This is a genomic window from Acetobacter sp. JWB, from assembly GCF_003323795.1.
In the GTDB taxonomy this organism is placed as follows: Bacteria; Pseudomonadota; Alphaproteobacteria; order Acetobacterales; family Acetobacteraceae; genus Acetobacter; species Acetobacter oryzifermentans.
In genome coordinates this window covers 1,787,524-1,810,709 of record NZ_CP030871.1, presented here as the reverse complement: position 1 = coordinate 1,810,709, position 23,186 = coordinate 1,787,524, and the positions used below count along the sequence as shown (strand labels likewise).

Genomic DNA, 23,186 nt, shown 5'->3' with positions numbered 1-23,186 from the left:
GGTATGAATGCACAGCAGGATGGTCTGCTTGAGCAGACGGAAAAGCACAAACGGCAAAAAGAACGCGTGCGTACCATGCTGGGGTTTATGATGGTGCTGGCGGGTATCATGTTCGGGCTAACTTTGGTTCACCCGTAAGGTTTAGCTGTTAAAGCCAAACCATACTTTCTCATCCCAGCGCATAGATAAGCTCTTAGCCTTGCTTTTGTGCAGGGCTTTGTGCGTTTAGAAGCGTATCTTTGCTGATATCTATGCCCTGTGTACGCAAGCGGATGAGATCTGCTTCCAGCTCTGCCAGTTTACGTTTCTGCCAGAACAGAAAAAACACACCAAAGCAGATTGCTAACGTAACACTGCATGCAGTCAGAACTTCAAGCAGCAGCATAATAGCATATCCCCCGGCATGTATCAGGTAGGCAATAAAAAGCCCCGCCCTTAAGGTTAAAGGGCGGGGCTACAAAATGCCAGTGCTTACTGACGGGTTTGCTGTATGGCGGAAAGAAGCCAACGCCCCCCGCGAGAAGGCCGGGTAAAGGTCCATAGCTCGGTAATGTTCACCGGCTCGGTCGAACTGCCCTGAATAACCTGCCCAGTGGCATTGGTTGTAAGGTCAATCAGGCTGTAGCGCATGGCAACAGTCGCAAAATCCATGCCGTTTTCACGCCATGCCTCTGCCAGATCGCCTTGGATGAAATGCACATCCGAAACAACATTACGGGCCCCTTGGCTGGCAAGGGCAGAAAGCTGCTCGTTAAAGTAAGAGACCATTTCAGGTGTGGCCATTTGCTGCATGGCCGGAATATTCTGCTGGTTCCACGCTGTTTGGATGTCCATTAGCGTTTGCTGGAAAGCCTGATAATCCGCAGTATTAATCTGCAAGGAGGCATTTCCACCGGCAGAAGGCATTGCCCCAGGTGTTATACCCGGTGCATTGGCTACCCCGCCTGAACCCATGGCAAAATGGCTGCTACCAGAGCTTTTGTTGCCAGTGAAACGCCGCACCAGCCACATAACAATCATAACCACAAAGGCGATCTGGATCATCAACCCGATCAGGCTGAAGAAGCTGTGCATACCGCCAAAAAAGCCGTGCCCACTCAATAGGCCGAACAAGCCAGCCCCCAAAAACCCACCAGCAAATCCGGTTAGGAATGGGTGCCGAACACCAGGCTGAGCAAAGGGTGCCGCCGGACGTGCAAACGGTGCTGTTTGCGGCCCATAGTTAGGGGAAGGCGCGGTGCGCGGCGTAATGGAACGTTCCATTGGGGCCGCACTATAAGGTGCCGTGGGTGTGGGTGGGGGCGCGCTCCATGTTCTGCTGCCACGGCTACCCATAGAGCCACCTTGGCCGGGGCGGGCATCAGCATGCAGGGCCAAAGGCCCGGCAAGAAGGCTGATGCTTAGGAAGGCAGTGAGAACAGGTGCAAAAATGCGGGGTTTCACAGAAAGAATAATCTCCGGCTGAGAGAGGTTATGCCCCGGCAATGCTTAGGGCATCTGTACGTAATGTGGGGGCGTCCGTGCCAAAACGGAAGTCCAGATCATGAGCTAATGTAATGGACGCAAAAATATCCAGAAGGTTGCCTGCCAAGGTGAACTCGGCAGCGGCTTCTGCAATCTTGCCATCGCGAATCATAAACCCAGAAGCACCACGGCTGTAATCACCGGTAAGGCCATTGATGGAAGATCCCATCATCTCGGTAATATAGAGGCCTTCCTTGATATCCGCCATCAGTTCGGTGGGAGAGAGTGTGCCGGGTTCAAAAAACAGATTGGTGGCAGACGGGCCGGGTGGGCCAGATGTTCCGCGAGAGGCATGGGCATTGCTTTGCAGCCCAAGTTGGCGCGCACTTCGGCTATCCAAAATCCAGCTTTGCAAAGTGCCATTTTCTACCAGATGCAACGGTGCAACCTGCATGCCTTCACCATCAAACGGGCGAGAACGCAGGCCTTTTTTGCGGGTTGGATCATCCGTAATGGTTACGTTTTGGGCAAAAATAGTCTGCCCCAGTTTGTTCTTTAAAAAGGATGTACCACGCGCAATGGCCGTGCCTGTAATGGCTCCTGCAAAGTGCCCCAAAAAGCTATTTGCTACCCGCGGGTGAAACACAACAGGGTAACGGCCAGTACGGGGTTTAATGGGGTTAAGACGTGCAATGGCTTTTTCACCAGCACTTTTGCCAAGTTCTGCCGCATCTTTCAGATCACGCAGCCATACTGTGCCGTGGTAATCGTAATCACGCTGCATGCTGTCACCAGCACCAGCCAGTACGCATACAGAGTTGGAGTGCTGCGTACGGGTGTAGCTTCCGGCAAACCCGGCGGATGTAACCAGATATACTTCTGTGCGCCCACAAGAGGCACTGCTACCGGCGCTGTTGGTCACGCCTTTTATGCCCAGAGCTGCTTCTTCTCCAGAGCGTGCACGGGCCAACAGTTCTTCGGTTGTAGGTTCAGCCGAATCTGCCAATTCCAGATCATTTTGGGTAAAGCGGCCTTGCTGGGCTAGTGGGTTAAGCCCGGCGTATTGATCTTCCGGCAGAACGCGGGCCATGGCCATGGCTTGTTCTATCAGCGTATCAAAGCGCGAAGGTTCCGGCGTGGTGGTAGAAAGAATGGCACTTTTTTTGCCAGCAAAAACACGAAGCCCCAGATCCGTGGTTTCAGATCGTTCTAGCTCTTCTGTCACGCCATTGCGGACACCGGCACCTGCCGCCACGCTGCGGACAAATACGGCATCTGCCGCATCTGCCCCAGCTTTGCGTGCGCGGGCAACCAGATCAGAAATACGGTCTAGGGTTTGTTCCGTCATGCTGCCAGTTTCTCCGTAATGATCTGCAAGGAAGGAATGTGCTCAATCGGGCCAAGAGCCGCAAGCGTGGGTGTGCCCGTAAAGATGCGCGATGCCGCACGGCAAATATCCCCAGCGTTTACAGCCTCAATTTTGCGGACAGTTTCGGCTGTGGGAATAATCCGACCGAAAATCTGCAACTGTCGTGCAATCTGTTCGCATCGGCTGCCGGTACTTTCTAGGGACATCAAAAGCGAGGCCTTAAGCTGTGCCCGTGCGCGCACCAGTTCTTCTTCCGTAACATACCGCTGAATTTTATTCAGTTCTTCCAGCGTTACGGGCACCAGTTCCGCACATTCCTTGGCGCCTGTGCCTGCGTAAATGCCGAAAATACCACCATCAGTGAACGGTGCATTGAAGGAATAGACCGAGTAAACAAGTCCACGTTTTTCCCGAATTTCCTGAAACAGGCGCGAAGACATGCCACCACCCAACACAGTGGAAAGCAGAAGAGCCGGAAAGTAATCCGGGTCTTCATACCCAAAGGAGGGAAAGCCCAGCACAACATGCGCCTGATCCAGTTCCTTCACCTGGCGGAATTCCCCGCCGCCATAACGAGCAGAGAGTGTTACCGGCGCAGAGGATGAGGACAGGTTGGCAAAATGCTGCTGCACACGCTGCACCACATCTTCATGGTGCAAGTTACCAGCGGCTGCCACAATCATGTTGTCTGTGGTGTAATGCGCTTTCATATAGCGCATCAGGGTTTCGCGGCTCATATCCCGGATCAGGCTTTCCGTGCCCAATGTTGGACGGCCCATTGGTTGGTCAGGGAAAGCTGTTTCCTGAAAATGATCAAAAATCACATCGTCAGGCGTATCATTTGCCTGTCCGATTTCTTGCAGAATAACCCCGCGTTCGCGCTCCATTTCCGCAGGATCAAACGTGGAGTTGGTGAGGATATCACCAATGATATCAACTCCCAGCCCCAGATTTTCCTTAAGAAGCTTGACGTAATAAACAGTCTGCTCCCGCGCGGTGTAGGCATTGATATGCCCGCCAACATTCTCGATTTCCTCGGCAATGCGCAGGGCGGAGCGGCTGGTTGTGCCTTTAAAGGCCATGTGTTCCAAAAAGTGAGAAACACCGTTTTCTTCTGCCGTTTCGTGGCGTGTGCCTGTGGCCACATAGGCCCCGAAAGAAACTGTTTCCACCCGTTCCATGCGTTCTGTCACAACAGTTAAGCCGGAGGGCAGGCGGGTAATGTTGATGGGGTCTGTCATTCTTGTCCTGAAAAAGAAAGGCCGCCGGGCAAGGCGGCCTGACACGGGAAAGTAAGATGTGGGGTGTTAGGGAGCGTTTGCCAGTACCGCAGCGCGCACAGCGTCCTTAATTGCGCCTTCGGTTGCCGGAACAGTGCGGTAACGTTCTTCGCGTTCAAACAGATCTTCCAGATGCACAGGCAATGCCGGATGAATACCCGTGGCCGCCACCATGGCATCTGGGAACTTGGCCGGATGTGCTGTGGCTTCTGCAATCATCGGCACGCCAGCCTGCCGGAATTTGCGGCCAGCCGCAATACCAATGGCGCTGTGTGGGTCTGCCAGATAATTGGACTGCTGGTGCAGGTTGCGAATTTCCGCTTCCGTTTGTTCATCATCCAGCGCAAGGCCAGAGAAAACGGTGCGGGCATTTTCCCACACTTCTTCAGGCACATCCATATGCCCTGTGGCGCGGAAGCCCGTCATGATGCGTGCACAGGCAGCAGCATCACGGCCCAGAAGTTCAAACAGCAGACGTTCAAAGTTGGAAGACACCTGAATGTCCATGGATGGGGAAAGGCTGGGTACCACGCCTTTGATTGTCATGTCATTGGCATTCAGGAACCGGGTGAGAATGTCATTCCGGTTGGAGCCAACGCACAGGTGCTTGATAGGCAGCCCCATTTTGCGTGCGGCCCAAGCGGCAAGAATATTGCCAAAGTTGCCTGTAGGCACAGCAAAGGAAACTTCACGCTCTGGGGCGCCAAAGTTTAGAGCCGCATAAACATAGTAGGGAATCTGAGCTGCAATACGTGCCCAGTTGATGGAATTGACGGCTGAAAGATGCATTTCCCGGCGGAAAGGCAGATCAGCAAACAGGGCTTTGACCAGATCCTGACAATCATCAAACGTGCCTTCAACGGCGAGGTTGGTGACGTTGGAATCCAGAACGGTTGTCATCTGGCGGCGCTGCACTTCAGAGGTGCGGCCTTTGGGATGCAGAATGATAACAGACAGACGGTCCCGCCCACGGCAGGCTTCAATAGCGGCAGAGCCTGTATCACCAGAGGTGGCGCCAACAATGGTGACGTGGTCATTCCGCTGGGTCAGCACATGTTCAAAAAGCTGGCCAAGCACCTGCATGGCCATGTCCTTGAACGCCAGCGTGGGGCCGTGGAACAGTTCTTGTACAAACAGCCCATCTTCCACCTGCGTAAGTGGCACAATGGCTGGATGATCAAAATTGGCATAGGCCTTGGCGCACAGGCCGCGCAGTGTTTCCAGATCTATATCCGGTGCTGCAAACGGGGCCAGAACACGGGCTGCCAGTTCCGGATAGGGCAGGCCACGCAGGCTTTCCCAATCAGATAGCGAGAATTCGGGCCATGTTTCGGGCAGATACAGGCCGCCATCCTCGGCAAGACCGGTAAGCAGAACATCGGCAAAGGAAAGGACGGGAGCATTCCCGCGTGTGGAAATATAGCGCATGGAGAAACTTATATCCTGAATGGCGAACGCCGCGAAGTGTCCTTTTTAGGGGAAAAGCCTGGAGTCTTTATTGGGGTGGAGGCGTTGTGGGCAGCGTAAGCTGATACACCGTAATCGGCCATGAAATAGAAGGCGTTGCAGCACCAAACCCTACGCTGTGATCAAGCTGGCTGGCTGCTACGTACAAATGGCCGTGGCCATCCAAACCGGGCGTGGTGGGCCATTTCAGACGCTCATCCATCACCAACCGGCGCGGAATGCGCCCAACTGTGTAACTCAGGATGCTACCTGTGGTGATATCAGACCAGTAAAGCGTGCCATCATTATCAATGGTCAGACCGCCCAAAGCGGGAGTTTTATACCATTGTGTCACGCCTTCTTCAAACGCTGCCGGAGTAACGTCCGGGTCTGTGAACAAAGAGGTGGAAACACGATACAGAAAACCTGCGGGCGGCTGCATAACAATCCATGTGCCATCCGGGCTTACGGCAATCATGCTGGTATCTACGGCAATGGCCTGACCATTCGCGTTTAGCAGCGGGCCTGTGGGGGTCTGGATCGGCTTAGTGGCGGTAAGGGCAGGGTGATGGTCCAGAAAACGCCGACCGGATGCAGATGGAATATCAATAAGCAACAGCCCAGCCACGCCAGAATCCGGCACGTAAGCCGTAGTGCCATGTACAGCAATGCCAGAAAGAATACTGCCCTGATGCAGCAGATTGGCTTCTATCGGCACTGTGTGGGTGACAGTGTTGGTGGTTGGGTCAATCTGGATCAGGCGCGGAGCCGCAACAGGTGGTTTTTCACGGTTCGGTACGCCGCTATCCAACACCCAGATGCTGCCATCTGCGGTGCGTGTCATGCCTGCAAGGGCTACAAAATGGGTATCGTTTGTGGCCTCACGGGTATTCCAGCCTGCATCTGGGTATGGAGCAAGGCTGCCATCAGTCTGCCTTACCCATAATTGCGGGCCTGTGTTGCCAACCCACGCAGGGGCTTCCAGCAACATCCGTCCATCCGGCAAGGGCAGAATGGCATCCCATATCTGTTGGTTGGACTGCATAAAAGGCACCAACGCAGACGCAGGAAGTTCCGGCACTTTGGGCATATGCACTGCCCATGCAGAGTTCCCGACAAAAGGAGAGAGCAGGGCAGCCGCCAGCATGGCACGGCAAACCGTGCGGCGCGGCAGAACAGAACGCAGGAAAGAATGCTTCATCAGGGGCGTCCGGTCAGAAATCTTGCAAACGGGTGAAAAATGAATGTGGCAGTCTCGGGGCTGTAAGGCGTTTATGCAAACGCGTTCTGTGCGGGGCGGATGCCCCGCTGCCACATTCAGACATGAAGGAAAGAAACGTTGGCTTATGCGTCTTCCGCGCGTTCCACATAACGGCGCTGGATATGGGCCAGATAGGCCGAGGCATCCAGTTTGCGCCCTGTGGCGTCCTGCACAATCTGGGGCATGGAGGCGCTGCGTGCACGGCTATGCACGTTTTCACGCAGCCAACCCAATAGCGGCGTAAAATCACCTTTGGCAATGGCAGGCATAATTTGCGGCACCTGTTTGCAAGCGGCTTCTCGCAGTTGTGCGGCTGTTAGGGCGCCAAGAGTGTAGCACGGGAAGTAACCGAACAGCCCCTCCGGCCAATGAATATCCTGCAAGCAGCCGCGCCCATCATCTGGCACATGCAGCCCCAGAAGTGCATGGATGCGCTCATTAAACGCAGTGGGCAGGTCGGCCAGCGGTAAATCACCAGAAATTAGTGCTTTTTCCAGTTCATAACGTACCAGAATATGAGCCGGGTACGTGACTTCATCAGCGTCAACCCGAATAAAGCCTGGCTGCACGTGGGTGAGAAGCCGGTGAATATTTTGTGCATCCCAGCCAGCGGTGGTTGTGGGAACATCAAAAGCGGCCTGAAGTTTGGGTGCAAGCCACCCCGCAAAAGCGTTGGAACGGCACACCTGCATTTCCATCAGCAGAGATTGGCTTTCATGCAGCGTCATGCCCCCGGCCTGCCCAACGGGCTGAGAGAGCCATGCTGGCGGCAGGCCCATATCATATAGGGCGTGGCCGGTTTCATGCAGCACACCCATCATGGCGGGGATGAAATCATTTTCATCATAACGGGTGGTCAGCCGCACATCATGCGTTGCCCCACCGCAGAAGGGATGCGTGCTGACATCCAGCCGCCCGCGCGTTACATCAAACCCAAGCTGCTGCATAAGCTGGCGGCCCAGAGCTTCCTGCCGCGGCACGGAAAATGGCCCAGGCAATGGTGTGGCGGCGGGTAGGCTGTTCTGTTTTTCCAGCACTGTGCCAATCAGTTCAGGCAAACCAGCAGCAAGTTGTGTAAAAACCGGGTCTATATCTGTTTGGCGGGTGCCGGGGTCAAACGTATCCAGCAGTGCATCGTAAGGGGAGAGGCCCAGCTTTTCTCCTGTAGCAAAAGCAACTTCACGCGTGAGGCGTAGCACTTCAGAAAGCGTGGGAAGAATGGCTGCAAAATCACCATTCTCGCGTGCAGTGCGCCATACCATTTCGCAGCGCGCCGTGGCCTGCGTGCTGGCTTCCACCAGTTCTCCGGGTAAGGCTGTGGCGTGGGCGTGCAGGCGGCGCATTTCTTCCAGATTGGCGCGGCGCCAAACATCATCACCCGGTTCTGCCTGTTCTAGTAGTTCGGCAACAACTGGAGCAGTCAGAATTTCGTGGCGCAGACCTTCCAGCATTGCCAGATTTTCTGCCCGGCGTTCTGCTGCGCCGGAGGGCATGATCACCTCTTTATCCCAGCAGAGTATGCCGATGGCATCATTCAGGGAGGAAAGGCGGGCAAAGTGGCGTTCAAGGGAAAGATAGGCTTTATTCATGGCCTATATGGTAAAGCATACACGCCGCGCACGGAATGCACTTTCTGAGGCATCTCAGATGACAAAAAGGAGTTAGCTATAACCATGCAGATAGATACACAGGTCGAATCTGCACTGGTATTGCTGGCGCAGGGTAATGCGGAACAGGCTTTGCGTGTTTTGCAAAACTGCTTGCAGCAGAATCCGGGCCATGCGGGCGCACTGCATGGCATGGCCTGTGTGGCGCGTGCGGGTGGAGATAACCGCGCAGCAGTGGCCTTGGCGGCCAAGGCTGTGCAGTTACAGGCCGAACCGCATTTTCATATTACGTTGGGTTTGGCTTTGTTGGCAGAAGGGCAAATAGAGGCTGCACGGGCAGCCATTCATGTTGCTGTTCTTGCATCACCAAGAGACCCACGCGCGCATGATGCTATGGCCTCGGTTCTGGAAGCACAGCATCGTATTGCAGAGGCCGAACGCGCTTTGCGCACGACCATAAGATTGCGGCCATTGGAGCAGGAACGCCATCTGGCGCTGGCAGCTTTTTTGTCCCGCCATGGGCAGTTGGAAAAAGCGATAGAGGTTTCCGGCAAAGCTTTACGGCTGGATACACAAAATCTGTTTGCGCAAAATCTACATGGCATGATCCTGCATGGAGCAGGCAAGGCGGCAGAAGCCGAACCCTATTTTCGGGTTGTGGCCGCAGAGTTGTCAACATCTGCGCCTGCTCTGGCTAACCATGGAGCAGCGTTGTTTGCCACGCGCAGTTATGAGCAGGCCCGAGATGTTCTGGCAAAATCTGTGCAATTAGAACCCAAAGCGGCAGAAACACGCAGCAATCTGGGGCTGGTGCATATGGCGCTTGGGCAGTTGGAAAATGCTGCCCAAGAACTCCAACTTGCGTGTGCATTACAGCAGAATGATGCCCGCTTGATGCTCAATTACGCTACGGCTCTTGCTGATTTAGGAGAGAATGAGCGGGCAGAGGCATTGTTCCGCAAGGCAGAAACCCTAGCAGGCAAAAGTATGGATGCCGCTCGTGCACGGATGAACCTCGGCGTGTTGTATTTAGCGGAAGGTCGTTTTGCTCAGGGCTGGAAATTGTTTGCGGCACGCCGCCAGATTGTTGCCCCTCCGGCGTGTGCGGCTGGCTTGCCGCAATGGGACGGTACGCCACAGGAAAGCCCGGTGTTGCTCTATGCAGAGCAAGGGTTGGGCGATGTATTGCAATTTCTGCGTTATGTTGCTCCGGCGGCGCGGCGCGTTCCGGTGCTGTTGTATGTGCCGCAAAGCATACGCAGTTTTGTGCAACAGATGGATGTGGCGCGCCTGCCAAATGTAACGGTATGTACAAGCCAGCGCACTTTAAAAGCTAAAGCAGCTTGCGGGCTTATGAGCCTACCTGATGTGCTGGGGATGGAAGCGCCGTTTGCGTGGCAGCCCGATATTGCGGGTGTTCAAAAGTCTGCACCCGGCAAAAAATCTGCTTTGCATGTCGGGCTATGTTGGGCGGGTAACCCAACTTATCAGTTTGATCGCAGGCGTTCGATCAATCCGCAAGTGCTCGAACCATTGGGGCGGCTGAATAATATTGTGTTTCAGTCTCTCCAAAAAAATGCGGAAGCGCAGCAAACTCCGTTTCCAATGGCACAATTGCCGCAAGGGGATGTGCTGGACACATTCCGTATTATGGCGGGGCTGGATGTGGTGATAACCGTGGATACGATGATAGCGCATTTGGGTGGTTTACTCGGGCTGCCCGTGTTGCTGCTGGATCGCTTTGGTGGAGACTGGCGCTGGGCGGCTGGTTCCACCATTATGCAGCTAGATGGAGAGGTGCGAAGCCTGTGGTATCCTTCCGTTAGGGTTATTCGCCAGCCTCAGGCCGGCGAGGGTGATGCCCCGTGGCAGCCCTGTATCGCAACTGTTGTGCAGGTTTTGCAGAAGATGGCTGAAAAACGCACGGATATGGTGCCCTAAAGGCTGTTGCCGCTGTGCGAGAGCACTTTATGATAGCGGTATGACACGCATTTCCTCCAAAGGCGCTACGCCGGCAATGGCGCAGTGGTTTACCCTCAAGGCCGAAAATCCTGAAGCCCTGCTGTTCTTCCGTATGGGCGATTTTTACGAACTGTTTTTTGATGATGCCACGGCTGCTGCCGCCGCGCTGGATATTGCCCTAACAGCACGCGGAACCCATGCGGGGGAACCGATTCCCATGTGTGGGGTGCCTGTGGCGGCGGCCCCAGCTTATCTTGCGCGTCTGATCCGGCGTGGTTTCCGGGTGGCGGTGGCAGAGCAGACAGAAACACCCCGTAAAGGCAGGCCAGCAAACAAGGGGCCTTTGGCGCGTGGTGTTGTAAGGGTGATTACCCCCGGCACGCTAACAGAAGATGAATTGCTGGAACCGGGGCGTTCCAACCTTTTGCTTGCGCTGGCGCTCACAGCGCCGCAGGGAAAAGGCAAAAAAGCTGAGGCATCCTTTGCGGATACAGTTATTGGCGCGGCGTGGATTGATGTTTCAACCGGCTTATTTGAAACTGAAAGCCTGACAGGCAAGGGGCTTCCCGCGCTTTTAGGCCGTTTGGACCCTGCGGAAGTTCTTGCACCTGCCGTTCTCAATCTGGCGGATTATGAGGCCCGCCGTGCGCCGGAAACTGTGGCATCTGGCGCAGATACGGCCCGCCAGCGTTTGGCCAGTGCCTTTGATGTGGCCAGCATAGAAGCCTTTGGCACTTTTACGGATGAAGAAAGCGTGGCCGCTGCCATGGCGGTGGAATACGTTCAGCGTAGTCAGGCTGGCAAGTTGCCACGTTTGGCACATCCTGTTCCACAAAACGAAAGCGGGATTCTGGGCATAGATCCGGCCACACGGGCCAGTTTGGATATTTTGCGTGCGCGGGATGGAGGGGATGAGCACACGCTATTTTCCGCCGTAAACCGTACGGTCAGTGCCGCAGGTGCGCGTATGTTGGCAGAGTGGCTGGCGGCCCCACTTACACATGCAGGCCAGATTGCTGCCCGGCAGGAAGGTTGGTGGTGGCTGAAAGAAGATTCTGTGCGGCGTGAGGCGTTGCGTGGAATACTCAAAAAAGCACCGGATATTGCTCGGGCATTAGGTCGCTTATCCCTTGGGCGTGGGCAACCGCGAGATCTGGCCGCCATGCGCGATGGCCTTATGGTAGCGCGGGAGGCCGCACGTATTCTTACGGCCTCTGCTGGCTCATTACCTCCGGTGTTACATCAAGCGGTTACAAGGTTAGGCGGAGGGCAAGCGCTAGAGGCTGAACTCATGCGTGCGCTGGCTGAAAACCTTCCAGCACGGTTGGATGATGGCGGCGTTATCGCGCAGGGCTATGATGCCAAACTGGATGAATACCGAGGGTTACGAGATGATTCACGCCGTCTGATAGCGGGCTTGCAGGCAAAGTATGCCGCGCATTATGGGCTAAACAGCCTTAAAATCCGTCATCATGCGCAGCTTGGCTACGTGATGGAAGTGCCCGTGGCGGCCAGCGCCAAGCTGAAGGACAAGCCAGAACTTATCTTGCGCCAAGGCACAGCCAGCAATGCGCGTTTTGCTACAGAAGAACTCTCAACGCTGGATGCCCGTATAACCGAGGCCGCAGAAAAAGCATCTCAGCGTGAAAAAGAGTTATTCAGCGCGTTGGTAGAACAGGTTCTGGCAGAACGCAGTATGCCGGTTTTGGCTCAGGCCTTGGCTGTGCTGGATGTTTTGCAATCCTGTGCAGATCTTGCGGGAAGTGGCACGTGGTGCAGGCCAGAGGTGACGGAGGATTTCGCATTCGCGTTGGAAGGATGCCGCCACCCGGTAGTAGAAGCAGCCTTGCCAGCCGGCACGCGTTTTACACCCAATACGTGTGATCTGGCACCGCAGCAGCGCGTTATGCTGCTAACAGGGCCCAATATGGCCGGTAAATCCACCTACCTGCGCCAGACAGCGCTAGCAGTTATTCTGGCGCAAGGAGGGTTCCCCGTTCCGGCAGACCGGGTCCGAATCGGAGTGGTGGATCAGCTTTTCTCTCGCGTAGGGGCTTCGGATGATCTGGCGCGCGGGCGCTCCACTTTTATGGTGGAAATGACGGAAACTGCCGCCATTCTTAACCAAGCTGGCCCGCGTTCTCTTGTTGTGGTGGACGAGATTGGGCGCGGCACGGCCACATTGGATGGTTTGGCAATAGCATGGTCTGTGCTGGAGGCTTTGCATTCAAGCGTGCGCTGCCGTGCAATCTTTGCAACGCATTTTCATGAACTTTCGCGCCTGGTGGATACACTTCCGCGGCTTTCTTTGCATACTATGGCGGTGCGGGAATGGCGGGGGCAAATTGTGTTTTTGCATGAAGTGCTTGCAGGATCAGCCAAAAAAAGCTGGGGTGTACACGTTGCACGGCTGGCTGGTGTGCCGCACGCTGTGGTGGATCGGGCAGGGCGCCTGCTGCGGGAGTTGGAACGTGCTGAAAATACAATACCCGAACCTCTTCCGTTGTTTGACACGCAGAAGGCATTACCCCCAGAGCCCCAAAATACGTTAAGTAAACGTTTGATAGAAATCGACCCGGATAGTCTGACACCCCGCGCAGCGCTGGATCTTCTGTACGAATTGCGCAAGGAAGCGGCGCAGGAAGAACATGCGCAAGTGGCAGACTAAACACTATGACGCCAGACCCCATTCAGGAGCAGAACTCGCCTCTCATGCCCACCCCTTCCGTAGAGCCTGCCGCAGCGCAGCAGTCCGACATGACCATGCTGGCAACCCTAACGCCAGAAATGCTTTCTGCGTGTCTGACGCGGGAATTAAGAGATGCAACACCGGAAGATGCGGTTATTCCTGAACGGGATGATGCTGTTGCCATTTTCCGCCGTCATCTTGGGCGGTATCAGGCGGATATACGCAACCGTTTTGAACGGCATGAACTTAAAGGCGCTGGGGCAGCCAAAAAGATAGCTGTTTTTACCGATGTTATGGTGCGTGCCATTGTTGATCTGGCCGTACGCGCCACCATTGGGGCGGGCACTGTAGAAAGTGGCATGCTGCCCAGCTTTGCCATTGCCGCCACGGGTGGTTATGGGCGCGGGCTTTTGGCCCCGTTCAGCGATATTGATCTGCTGTTTCTGGTGGCGGAAGAAAGTGCAGAACGGGCACATCCGCTTATTGAATACGTTCTATATTTCTTGTGGGATCTGGGTGTGAAGGTGGGGCATGCCACCCGCACAATCAATGAATGTATTGAAGAAGCTAAAAAAGATACCACAGTGCGCACCGCGCTGCTTGATGCGCGTTTGTTGGCTGGGGATTCAGCGCTTTTTGCCACGTTTGAGGCCCGTTATATTCTAGCCTGTGTGGATGCAGGTGCCGCTGGCTTTATTCATGACAAACGGCGTGAACGTTTGGAACGCCACCGGCGGTTTGGTGATAGCCCGTATCTGGTAGAGCCCAACATAAAGGAAGGGCGCGGGGGGCTGCGTGATCTGCAAACCCTGTACTGGATGTGCCGCAACACTTTTGGCACGCGCCATGTCAAAGATCTTCTGGCTCCGGAATTTATCTGGATGGGGCTGCTCACAGAGCAGGAAGCCGCACGTGCCCGCCGGTCTTGGGACTTTTTGTGGACAGTGCGTTTGCATCTGCACTACGTGGCAGGGCGTGCAGAAGAACGGCTGACCTTTGACATGCAGCCCGTTATTGGCGCACGCATGGGGTATACCCGGCACGGGCGCCAAAATGGGGTAGAACGCTTTATGCGCCACTACTTCCTGACAGCCCGGGAAGTTATGCGGTTAACCCATGTTTTAGAACCCGCTGTGCTTCGGCAGGCCCAAGGGCCGGTGGCCAATGCCGCCAAGCCAGATGAAGCTATGCGGCAAGCCGGGTTTACCTTACTGGATGGCCAGATTCTGCCTGATCGTGGCGTAAGTTTCGATCAAGAACCCATTAAAATGATGCAGATTCTGGATTGGGCGCGTGTGCGCCGCCGTCCGCTGCACCCGTTGGCGCGGCATCAGCTCATCCGGTGGGAGCGGCGGGCTACCAGCCTGCGGGATAACCCGGAAGCCGCGCGTATTTTCCTTGATCTGCTGTGTGGTGATGAATCCACGGTGGAGCAAAAACCACGCCGTCGTCCGGCAACGGCTTCTGTGCCTTCCGTAGTGGAAGAAAGTGGTTTGTCCTATTCTGCCGCTTATGGGGAATATCCGCCCGCAGGGCATGCGCACTGGCTGCATATTCTGAACGAAACCGGCATTTTTGGCCGTCTGATTCCAGATTGGGCGCGCATTGTCGGGCAGATGCAGTTTGATACGTACCATGTGTTTACGGTGGATGAGCACACCATAGAAGCCGTGCGTATTCTGGATGAAGTGGCCTCTGGCCGCATGGCGGATGAAATCCCCATTGCCTATGAACTGGTAAAAGGGCTGCATTCCAAACGGGCGTTGTATATGTCCGTTCTATTGCACGATGTTGCCAAGGGCCGGGGTGGAGACCACTCTGAAATCGGGGCGGAAATTGCGGCTGAACTTTGCCCGCGCTTAGGTATGTCCGGCGAAGAAACAGAAACTGTTTCGTGGTTGGTGCTGCATCATCTGCTGCTGAGCCATACAGCGTTCCAGCGCGATATTGATGACCCCAAAACCATTTTGGATGTGGCAGACATTGTGCAGTCTCCAGAACGTCTGCGGCTGCTGTTGCTGCTGACTATTGTGGATATGCGCGCCGTGAGTTCCCGCGTGTGGAACGCATGGAAGGCCACGTTGCTGCGTGAGCTATATGTGCGTGTAGCAGAAGTTCTGGCCGGTGGTCTGGCTACCACGGAACGAGATGTGCGCGTGCGCCATGCCAAGGAAATTACAGCCGATATTCTCACTGAAGAAGGTGTGCCCCAAAAGGATATCGAGCGCTTTTTAGGGCTGGGTTACGCTGGTTACTGGCTTTCCTTTGACTATGAGACACATCGCCGCCATGCACGGCTTATCCGGGCGGCAGATGCCAAGGATGCACCACTTACGGTAGAAGTGTTGCCTCTGCCTGCGCGTGGGGTAACGGAAGTAACCATTTACACAGTGGACGTGCCGGGCCTGTTTTCCAAAATAGCAGGGGCTTTGGCTTTGGCGGGGGCTTCCATTGTGGATGCGCGTATTCATACCATGACACACGGCATGGCGCTGGATACGTTCTGGATTCAGGATACCTCTGGACAGGCCTATGAAGAAACACACAAGCTTGCCCGTTTGGCATCTTTGATCGAACAGGGCTTAAGCGGCCATATTGATATTAGTGAAGAAATTGCGCGGGCCGGATTTGGCCATATGCCCATGCGTATGCGGGCCATTCATGTTCCGCCACGTGTGGTGATAGATAACGGCATTTCCAATACTTACACCGTTATTGAAATCAACGGGCGCGATCGTCCCGGCCTACTGCATGATGTCACGGCCGCCATGAGCCGTGAGAACCTGCAAATTGCCTCTGCCCATATCACCACGTATGGCGTGCGGGCAGTGGACGTTTTTTACGTAAAAGACCTGTTTGGCCTGAAAATTACGGATAAAAAACGGCTGGAGGAAATCCGTGAGCGCTTGCTGGCCGGGCTGAAGGAAGCTGAAGCCGAGGCCAGCGCTTGCGCAGATGCCCGCTATTCAGCCTGAAAAATCAGGCTGAAACAGGGTGGTGTCCGGGGCTGGCAGCGGAAAGACCGTGGTTAAGCCCCGTGCGTAGCTGTTGGCCTGCTAATGTGTTGGCATCTATCAGGCCATGGCGCAGGAACAGATCAATCAGTACCAGATTGACGTTGAACTTAAATTCATCCGTATCTCGCACAATCTGAAACACTTTAGCTAGCGGCAACAGCGCGAAAGATTCCACTTCGCCATCAGCGGCTTCTGGCTCAAAGCTTTCAGGCAGGTAGAGATCATAACAAACAAGAATATCTCGCCTTAGTCCTTCTGGCCGCTCCATGGCGTAAACCAGATGCCCCGTTTCCTGTGCCTGAGCTACAAGATTGTGGGGAATGCTGGCTTCTTCTGCTGCTTCCTTAATCAGGGCTTCACGCGGGGTGTGGCCTGTAGGTACGCCGCCTGCTACCAAGTGGTCTAGCTTGGAAGGGTCTAGCCGCTTGTTTGCAGCCCGGCGTCCTGTCCACAGATAAAGACCGTCTGCTTTGCGCACCAGCCCGTTCATGTGCACGCCCGTGGCCACCAGCCCAAAAAGAGGCAAGGCTCCACGATCAATGCGGGCAATGGCAGGTTCACCTACATCTGTTCGCACATCAAATAGTTCGTGGTGGGAGCGGTAAAAACCTTCTTGCGCCAAAGCTTCACCAAAAGCTTCCAGCTTGCTCGGGTCTGGCAGGTTAAAACCTGTTGTGCGGTTGCCCAAGCCTGCTTTTTCCAGCCTGTCGAACAGTTCTGGCGTAATCCACCCGGCAGATGTGCCAGCCAGAGAAAAAGGGGCACGTTTGCCAGGAATGATAGCAGTGTTGCACTGCCTGAGATGCCGAAGAAAGGGCGTGATGTCGGGGGACATGGAAACAAAATCCTGTTGAACTGTGCCGAGCGTGTTTAAGGTTGTTATCGGGTGTGGCAAAGGCGGTGGCAAGGTGTGGCGGGGTTGCAAAATGCGCCCAGCATGGCACATGCGAGTTATGCCACCACGTCGCGCGGCTGCCGGGCCGCTTAAAAAGCCGGTTTCCATCACACTTTCGCGTTTACTGCCATATTTGTGGCCACAGGAAAATCGTGCCCTGCGTTGGCGGGTTGTACTGGTTCTTGTGGTTATGCTTGGGGGCGAACTGGCCACGTTGGGTGTTCCGTTAGTTTACAGCCAGGTGGTGGATAGGTTTACGCATCCTCACTCGTTGGCCATGGCGCCTGCGGCTTTAATTCTCTGTTACGGATTGGTGCGGCTGGTTTCCGCGGCCCTTACCAATTTGCGAGATGCTTTATTTGCGCCAGTCCGGTTTAGAGTGGCAAGGCAGGCGGCTTACCGTAGTTTTGAGCATATGCATGCGCTCTCCTTGCGCTTTCATCTGGATCGGCGCACCGGAGGGGTCACGCGTGCTATTGAGCGCGGCACAGAGGCCGTGGAAACGCTGCTGCGGATGATCATGTCTATTTCCCCCACCATCCTGCAGGCGGCGTTGGTGATGGTGGTTATCTGGCGTGTTTTTAATTGGCAGTATGTGGCGCTGATGGCGCTGATGATTGCGGCCTACATTCTGTTTACCGTACGGTTTACATCTTGGCGGTTGGGAATCCGGCGTGAGATGAATGAAACCAACAGCGAGGCCACAGGCAAGGCGCTAGATAGCCTGCTGAATTACGAAACCGTAAAATATTTTGGCAACGAAACGCACGAAGCCCAAAGGTATGATAGTGCACAGGCGCGCTACGAACAGGCCGCGCGCAAAACGCAGTATTCATTAGGTTTTCTCAATTTCGGGCAGGCAGCCATTATCGCTTTGTCTCTTACGGCCATTATGCTGTTGGGTGGGCACGATATTGAGGCTGGGCGCATTACGGTTGGCGAGTTTGTTATGGTCAACACGTATTTGCTGCAACTTTATGGGCCACTGAATTTTCTGGGTTCTGTCTATTCCGCCATTCGCACTGCACTGGTTGATCTGGAGCACATGCTAGGGCTGACGGAAGAGGAAGTGGAAGTTGCAGATCCTGCGCATCCTCTCCCTATAGCCACACGCTTGCAGGTTTCTGCGCCTGCACGGGTGGCCTTTAGGGATGTGCATTTTGGATACCGGCCAGAGCGTGAAATTCTGCACGGTATCAGCTTTGAGGTGGCGCCGGGCCGTAAGGTTGCCATTGTAGGCACGACAGGGGCGGGAAAATCTACCATCAGCCGGTTGTTGTTTCGGTTTTACGATGTGTGGTCGGGTTCTGTGTTGGTAGATGGGCACGATGTGCGCGATTACCGGCAGGCAGACTTGCGCGCCGCCATTGGTGTGGTGCCGCAGGATACCGTGCTGTTTAACGAGAGCATTGGTTACAACATTGCCTATGGTCGCTTAGGGGCTACACCGGCAGAGGTGCAGCATGCGGCCCAGTTGGCGCAGATACATGATTTTATCATGTCCTTGCCCGAAGGGTATGAAACACAGGTGGGTGAACGCGGGCTTAAACTGTCCGGCGGAGAAAAGCAGCGAGTGGCCATTGCCCGCACGATTTTGAAAGACCCACGCGTTCTTGTGCTTGACGAGGCCACGAGTGCGTTAGACACACATACTGAAAAAGAAATACAGGCAGCGCTTAAAACGGTTTCCGCACGCCGCACAACTCTTGTTATTGCCCACCGTTTGTCCACCATTGTGGATGCAGACGAAATTTTGGTGATGGCCAAGGGGCATATTGTTGAGCGTGGCACGCATGCAGCCCTGCTGGCCCAGAATGAGGTGTATGCATCCATGTGGGCTGCTCAGGGGGGAGAAAGCGGGCAGGAGACGTGATAAAAGGCGGAGGCCTGCTGGTAAGGCTTGGCTGTGTCTGACGAATCGCGCGCCCGCAGAGAATGTGGGCCGCAGAAAAATGAAGGATCAAAAGAGATGACCGAAACAGCAGGGCAGACTCCCGCAGCAGGCCCGAACATGGATGTGCCCGAAGATCTGGCGCGGTGCGATATGGTTATTCAGCACGCTATTGAACATCTGCGGAGTGAAAAATATCCGCCGCTGGCAGTGGCATCCGCTCTTTTGGGTAATTCTGTAGGTATTCTTGCCCAGATTATGGATAAGGACACCGTTTTGCGCATTCTCGATTCAGCTGCTCAGAGTGTCAGATCGGGTGAAGTGCATGCGTCTGTTCGGGCACAGACCGGGCAGGAAAACGAGAAAGCCTGAGCACAACCCTTGACTGAAAGCCGTGGCTAAGCCATAAGCCGCGCCAATCCTGAATGTGGTCGCCGGGCGCTTGTCTCGGCCCTCTGTTCCTATTTTGTATAAGACAAGGATGAGACAATGTCCCGTCGTTGCCAGATTACCGGCAAAGGTGTGCTGACCGGAAACAACGTCAGCCACGCTAACAACAAATCCCGCCGTCGCTTCCTGCCGAACCTGCAGGATGCGTCCTTGGTTTCCGAAACTCTGGGTTCTGCCGTGCGTATGCGCGTAAGTGCTCGTGGCCTGCGCACCATTGAACACAATGGCGGCTTGGATGCATTCCTGCTGAGCACGCCTAACCGCAAGCTTCCTGAAGAAGCACAGGTCATCAAGCGCCGCGTTCTGCGCGCTCAGGCCAAAAAACAGGCAGCCGCAGGCGCCTGATTCAGGGGTTTACCTAATTCAGTGGAGCCGGATCTGCTCTTTTGGTGGAGTGGACCGGTTTCTGCGGTGTAGATGTCCGGCAAGGTGCCAGACATCGTCGTCTATCGGCCGGTTTCCGGCAGCCGGGTTTCCTGAAGATTTTAACATCACAGGTGCCAATACGGCGCGCGGCGGCCACAGGCGCGAAGGGATTCCCATTCGCGCCTGACCTGTTTTCTGGAGGTTTTCGTGTCCGCCACATCCGATCTGTCCAAGATTCGTAATATCGGTATTACCGCGCATATTGACGCAGGTAAGACGACCACGACCGAACGTATGCTGTACTACACCGGTGTTTCCCATAAAATTGGTGAAGTGCACGAAGGTAACACCACAACAGACTACATGGCTCAGGAACGTGAGCGTGGTATTACCATTACGTCCGCCGCAGTGACCTGTGAGTGGGACGGCCACCGTATCAACATTATTGATACGCCCGGACATATCGACTTCAACATTGAAGTGAACCGCTCCTTGCGTGTGCTCGATGGGGCCGTGTTCATTATTGAAGGTGTGGCTGGTGTGCAGCCGCAGTCCGAAACCAACTGGCGTCTGGCAGACCGTTACAAGGTGCCTCGGATCATCTTCATCAACAAGCTGGATCGTACCGGTGCAGACTTCTACCGCGCATTTGATACGCTGAAAGAAAAGCTGGATATCGTTGCTATCCCGCTGCAGTTGCCAATTGGCGCAGAAGACAAGTTTGTTGGCGTTGTTGATCTGGTGGAAATGAAGGCCATCGTCTGGGAAGGCGGTGAACTTGGCGCGAAGTTTCACGATGAAGAAATTCCGGCTGACCTGAAGGAAAAGGCTGCAGAAGCACGCCAGAACCTGCTGGATACGGCTCTGGCTGTGGATGATGCAGCCATGGAAGAATACTTCGAAAAGGGTGACGTTTCTGTTGAAACCCTGAAGCGCTGCATCAAAAAGGGCGCTATTTCTGGCGAATTCCGTCCGGTTCTGTGCGGCACGGCGTTTAAGAACAAAGGCGTGCAGCCTCTGCTTGACGCCATTATCGACTACCTGCCAGCTCCAGACGATGTTGAAGGTATTCGTTGTGCTCCGCCGGAAGGTGAAGAAGACGACGAAAAAAACCAGCCCATCATTCCGGTTGACCCCAATGGTAAGTTTGCTGGTCTGGCCTTTAAGATCATTAACGATAAGTACGGTACGCTGACCTTTGTGCGCGTTTATCGCGGCGTGCTCAAAACCGGTGATACGGTTCTGAACACCACCAAGGGCCACAAGGAACGTATCGGCCGTATCTATCAGATGCATGCTGATAAGCGTGAAGAACTGACAGAAGTGCACGCTGGTGACATTGCTGCATTTGTGGGTCTGAAAGATTCTCAGACAGGTGATACGCTGGCAGATCCGGCAGATCCGGTTGTTTTGGAACGTATGTCCTTCCCGGTTCCGGTTATCGACATCTCCGTCGAACCGAAAACCAAGGACGCAGTGGAAAAGATGACACTGGCACTGCAGAAGCTGGCTGGTGAAGATCCCTCCCTGCAGCTCAAGACCGATCAGGAAACAGGCCAGACCATTCTGTCCGGCATGGGCGAACTGCATCTGGACATCATTATCGACCGTCTGCGTCGTGAATATGGTGTGGATGCAAATGTGGGTGCACCGCAGGTGGCATACCGTGAAACCATCACGCAGCCGCATACGGAAACCTATACCCATAAAAAGCAGTCTGGTGGTTCCGGTCAGTTCGCTGAAGTGAAGATTGAGTTCCAGCCGGTTGAACGTAACGAAGGTATCCTGTTCGAAAACAAGGTTGTTGGTGGTTCTGTTCCCAGAGAATACATCCCGGCCGTTGAAAAGGGTATTCGCGTTCAGTCTTCTACTGGTGTGCTGGCAGGCTTCCCGACAGTGGACTTCAAGTTCACGCTGCTTGACGGTAAGTACCATGACGTTGACTCGTCCGCTCTGGCGTTCGAAATCGCGGCTAAGGCTTGCTTCCGTGATGGCATGAAAAAAGCTGGTCCGGTTATTCTGGAACCAATCATGGACGTGGAAATCACCACCCCGAACGATCACGTTGGTGACGTGGTGGGTGACCTGAACCGTCGTCGTGGCATGATCCAGAGCCAGGAAACCTCCGGCTCCACCGTTATGGTGCGTGCTTATGTGCCGCTGAAAGAAATGTTCGGCTACATTTCTCACCTGCGCTCCATGACGAAGGGCCGCGCTTCCTTCACCATGCAGTTCCATCATTACGATCCGGTGCCGCGTAACGTTGCTGAAGAAATTATGGCTCAGTCCAAGTAATTTCAGCCGTTTTTCGGTTTCGGAATATAAAGGCCGCTTCCTGTAAAGGGGGCGGCTTTTTTATTGTGCAAAACCAGATTACGTTGCGTGCGCTAAATACAAAGCGGCATGGTATGGCATGAATATGTCATGCGCTGGGTATGTGTGATGGCGCAGAAAAGAAACGGAAAGACGAGCAAGATGCCGAAGCTGTTTGAATGTGCAATGGATGAGACCGCGCAGAAAACACGGGTAAACCGGCGTGCGCTTATGCAGTTTACGCTGGGGGGCATGGCATCGGTTTTTTTTACCCATAAAGCCTTTGCTCAGGCTCCTTCGTTGGCTTTTGCATCGTCTTCCGTAGATAAAATGCCGCCTATCAATGGGGTGTATGATTGGGGTGCTTTACCGCCCACACCTTTGGCGCTGGAAGCTGAAAGTGGTGGCTTACCTGTTGATACGGGCATGGTGCCAGCACAAGGTAAGGCCCAATTATATTATGCATCGGCGGGAGAGGGTGTGCCCGTCATGCTATTGCACGATGGTTTGGCCAATTCCAATTATATGGGAGCCCTTGCCCGTGCGCTTTTGCGTGCCAGATGCCGTGTGATTGTGATGGATATGCGTGGGCATGGGCGCAGCACAATGGGGGCTTTGCCCTTGGGGTATGATTTGCTGGCCGATGATGTGCTAACAGTTATGGCGTTTTTACACCTGCGGCGCGTGGCCTTGGTGGGATGGGGGGATGGCGCAGTGCAGGCGCTAGACGTTGGTATGCGCCACCCCAGCAGTGTCAGCCGGATATTTGCTTTTGCACCGTGGAGCACTCCAGATGGTCTGCTCGCACGCGCAGGAGATATTCCTGCTTACAAATCTTTTATGGAAAGAACCCGGCAGGAATACAGGCAGCTTTCTTCCACACCACATAGGTTTGGAGATCTGGAATCTACAGTGCAGACTATGCGCAGCAGGCAACCCAATTGGACGGATGCAGATCTTATGCGGATAACAGCACCGTTATGGGTGGCTGCCGCAGATCATGATGGTATTGTAGGGCGTGTTCAGGCCGAGCATATGGCGGCTACGGTAGAAGGGGCAGGGCTCTTGGTGCTGCCTAATACCAGCCATTTTGCATTTTTGCAGAATCCGCAGCTCTTTACGTTGGCTGTGGAGAGCTTTCTAGGGGGCAGATAAAGTGCGGGGCCACCATTAAGG

17 protein-coding genes are annotated in these 23,186 nt (G+C 54.7%); 9 read left to right on the top strand and 8 right to left on the bottom strand.

Translation table 11 applies throughout. From position 1 onward, the window contains the following. The first annotated feature begins 3 nt into the window (after positions 1 to 3). On the top strand, positions 4 to 138 hold the full coding sequence (locus tag DS739_RS14580) for a hypothetical protein (protein WP_255411703.1): 135 nt from the start codon (positions 4 to 6) through the stop codon (positions 136 to 138). A gap of 55 nt (positions 139 to 193) precedes the next feature. Here DS739_RS14580 and DS739_RS08540 read toward each other — a convergent pair whose 3' ends face one another. The 7 genes from DS739_RS08540 to DS739_RS08510 all read right to left on the bottom strand — a co-directional run bounded on the left by DS739_RS08540 (position 194) and on the right by DS739_RS08510 (position 8,409). Further along, entirely contained in the window at positions 194 to 385 is a 192-nt protein-coding gene (locus DS739_RS08540) for a hypothetical protein (RefSeq protein WP_006116525.1), read from the bottom strand. A gap of 86 nt (positions 386 to 471) precedes the next feature. Next, positions 472 to 1,443, bottom strand: a complete 972-nt coding sequence (locus DS739_RS08535) for a TIM44-like domain-containing protein (RefSeq protein WP_035352686.1) — start codon at positions 1,441 to 1,443, stop codon at positions 472 to 474. A 28-nt stretch (positions 1,444 to 1,471) separates the two neighbouring features. Further along, entirely contained in the window at positions 1,472 to 2,812 is a 1,341-nt protein-coding gene (locus DS739_RS08530; RefSeq protein WP_006116527.1) for a TldD/PmbA family protein, read from the bottom strand. Continuing rightward, positions 2,809 to 4,074: a pitrilysin family protein gene (locus DS739_RS08525; protein WP_035352617.1), complete on the bottom strand. Its 1,266-nt coding sequence runs from the start codon at positions 4,072 to 4,074 to the stop codon at positions 2,809 to 2,811. Before DS739_RS08525 ends, DS739_RS08530 begins: the two co-directional genes overlap by 4 nt. A gap of 66 nt (positions 4,075 to 4,140) precedes the next feature. Then, the gene (thrC, locus tag DS739_RS08520; protein ID WP_006116529.1) at positions 4,141 to 5,541 is read right to left on the bottom strand and encodes a threonine synthase; all 1,401 of its coding nucleotides are present in this window, start codon (positions 5,539 to 5,541) and stop codon (positions 4,141 to 4,143) included. Between the two features lie 67 nt (positions 5,542 to 5,608). Further along, complete coding sequence (locus tag DS739_RS08515; protein WP_035352620.1) at positions 5,609 to 6,760, bottom strand: L-dopachrome tautomerase-related protein; 1,152 nt, start codon at positions 6,758 to 6,760, stop codon at positions 5,609 to 5,611. A 143-nt stretch (positions 6,761 to 6,903) separates the two neighbouring features. Continuing rightward, positions 6,904 to 8,409 carry a carboxypeptidase M32 gene (locus tag DS739_RS08510; RefSeq protein WP_006116531.1) on the bottom strand — a complete coding sequence of 502 codons (1,506 nt, stop codon included), beginning with the start codon at positions 8,407 to 8,409 and terminating at the stop codon, positions 6,904 to 6,906. Between the two features lie 84 nt (positions 8,410 to 8,493). Here DS739_RS08510 and DS739_RS08505 point away from each other — a divergent pair, with 84 nt between their 5' ends. The 3 genes from DS739_RS08505 to DS739_RS08495 are packed head-to-tail and all read left to right on the top strand — an operon-like array spanning position 8,494 to position 16,053. Continuing rightward, the gene (locus DS739_RS08505) at positions 8,494 to 10,368 is read left to right on the top strand and encodes a tetratricopeptide repeat protein (protein ID WP_006116532.1); all 1,875 of its coding nucleotides are present in this window, start codon (positions 8,494 to 8,496) and stop codon (positions 10,366 to 10,368) included. A gap of 40 nt (positions 10,369 to 10,408) precedes the next feature. Further along, positions 10,409 to 13,057: a DNA mismatch repair protein MutS gene (gene mutS / locus DS739_RS08500; RefSeq protein ID WP_035352623.1), complete on the top strand. Its 2,649-nt coding sequence runs from the start codon at positions 10,409 to 10,411 to the stop codon at positions 13,055 to 13,057. Between the two features lie 5 nt (positions 13,058 to 13,062). Beyond that, positions 13,063 to 16,053, top strand: coding sequence for a [protein-PII] uridylyltransferase (locus DS739_RS08495; RefSeq protein WP_006116534.1), 2,991 nt, complete (start codon positions 13,063 to 13,065; stop codon positions 16,051 to 16,053). A 4-nt stretch (positions 16,054 to 16,057) separates the two neighbouring features. Here the strand turns inward: DS739_RS08495 and DS739_RS08490 are convergent, their stop codons facing one another. Beyond that, entirely contained in the window at positions 16,058 to 16,930 is an 873-nt protein-coding gene (locus tag DS739_RS08490; protein WP_035352626.1) for an NUDIX hydrolase family protein, read from the bottom strand. A 91-nt stretch (positions 16,931 to 17,021) separates the two neighbouring features. On the opposite strand from DS739_RS08490, the gene DS739_RS08485 reads away from it, so the two are divergent. The 5 genes from DS739_RS08485 to DS739_RS08465 all read left to right on the top strand — a co-directional run bounded on the left by DS739_RS08485 (position 17,022) and on the right by DS739_RS08465 (position 23,165). After that, positions 17,022 to 18,863: an ABC transporter ATP-binding protein/permease gene (locus DS739_RS08485; protein WP_050793144.1), complete on the top strand. Its 1,842-nt coding sequence runs from the start codon at positions 17,022 to 17,024 to the stop codon at positions 18,861 to 18,863. Positions 18,864 to 18,959: 96 nt separating this feature from the next. Beyond that, the gene (locus tag DS739_RS08480) at positions 18,960 to 19,253 is read left to right on the top strand and encodes a hypothetical protein (RefSeq protein WP_035352632.1); all 294 of its coding nucleotides are present in this window, start codon (positions 18,960 to 18,962) and stop codon (positions 19,251 to 19,253) included. A 117-nt stretch (positions 19,254 to 19,370) separates the two neighbouring features. Beyond that, complete coding sequence (gene rpmB, locus DS739_RS08475) at positions 19,371 to 19,676, top strand: 50S ribosomal protein L28 (RefSeq protein WP_003624085.1); 306 nt, start codon at positions 19,371 to 19,373, stop codon at positions 19,674 to 19,676. A 228-nt stretch (positions 19,677 to 19,904) separates the two neighbouring features. Next, positions 19,905 to 21,992 carry an elongation factor G gene (fusA, locus tag DS739_RS08470; RefSeq protein WP_006116539.1) on the top strand — a complete coding sequence of 696 codons (2,088 nt, stop codon included), beginning with the start codon at positions 19,905 to 19,907 and terminating at the stop codon, positions 21,990 to 21,992. A gap of 147 nt (positions 21,993 to 22,139) precedes the next feature. Further along, positions 22,140 to 23,165: an alpha/beta fold hydrolase gene (locus tag DS739_RS08465; protein WP_035352689.1), complete on the top strand. Its 1,026-nt coding sequence runs from the start codon at positions 22,140 to 22,142 to the stop codon at positions 23,163 to 23,165. Positions 23,166 to 23,186 lie beyond the last annotated feature (21 nt).

Bases quoted from the DNA above. Each gene is read 5' to 3' on its own strand.
- DS739_RS14580 (WP_255411703.1), top strand. From the start codon at position 4: ATGAATGCACAGCAGGATGGTCTGCTTGAGCAGACGGAAAAGCACAAA.
- DS739_RS08540 (WP_006116525.1), bottom strand. From the start codon at position 385: ATGCTGCTGCTTGAAGTTCTGACTGCATGCAGTGTTACGTTAGCAATC.
- DS739_RS08530 (WP_006116527.1), bottom strand. From the start codon at position 2,812: ATGACGGAACAAACCCTAGACCGTATTTCTGATCTGGTTGCCCGCGCA.
- DS739_RS08525 (WP_035352617.1), bottom strand. From the start codon at position 4,074: ATGACAGACCCCATCAACATTACCCGCCTGCCCTCCGGCTTAACTGTT.
- thrC (WP_006116529.1), bottom strand. From the start codon at position 5,541: ATGCGCTATATTTCCACACGCGGGAATGCTCCCGTCCTTTCCTTTGCC.
- DS739_RS08515 (WP_035352620.1), bottom strand. From the start codon at position 6,760: ATGAAGCATTCTTTCCTGCGTTCTGTTCTGCCGCGCCGCACGGTTTGC.
- DS739_RS08510 (WP_006116531.1), bottom strand. From the start codon at position 8,409: ATGAATAAAGCCTATCTTTCCCTTGAACGCCACTTTGCCCGCCTTTCC.
- DS739_RS08505 (WP_006116532.1), top strand. From the start codon at position 8,494: ATGCAGATAGATACACAGGTCGAATCTGCACTGGTATTGCTGGCGCAG.
- mutS (WP_035352623.1), top strand. From the start codon at position 10,409: ATGACACGCATTTCCTCCAAAGGCGCTACGCCGGCAATGGCGCAGTGG.
- DS739_RS08495 (WP_006116534.1), top strand. From the start codon at position 13,063: ATGACGCCAGACCCCATTCAGGAGCAGAACTCGCCTCTCATGCCCACC.
- DS739_RS08490 (WP_035352626.1), bottom strand. From the start codon at position 16,930: ATGTCCCCCGACATCACGCCCTTTCTTCGGCATCTCAGGCAGTGCAAC.
- DS739_RS08485 (WP_050793144.1), top strand. From the start codon at position 17,022: ATGCGCCCAGCATGGCACATGCGAGTTATGCCACCACGTCGCGCGGCT.
- DS739_RS08480 (WP_035352632.1), top strand. From the start codon at position 18,960: ATGACCGAAACAGCAGGGCAGACTCCCGCAGCAGGCCCGAACATGGAT.
- rpmB (WP_003624085.1), top strand. From the start codon at position 19,371: ATGTCCCGTCGTTGCCAGATTACCGGCAAAGGTGTGCTGACCGGAAAC.
- DS739_RS08465 (WP_035352689.1), top strand. From the start codon at position 22,140: ATGGCGCAGAAAAGAAACGGAAAGACGAGCAAGATGCCGAAGCTGTTT.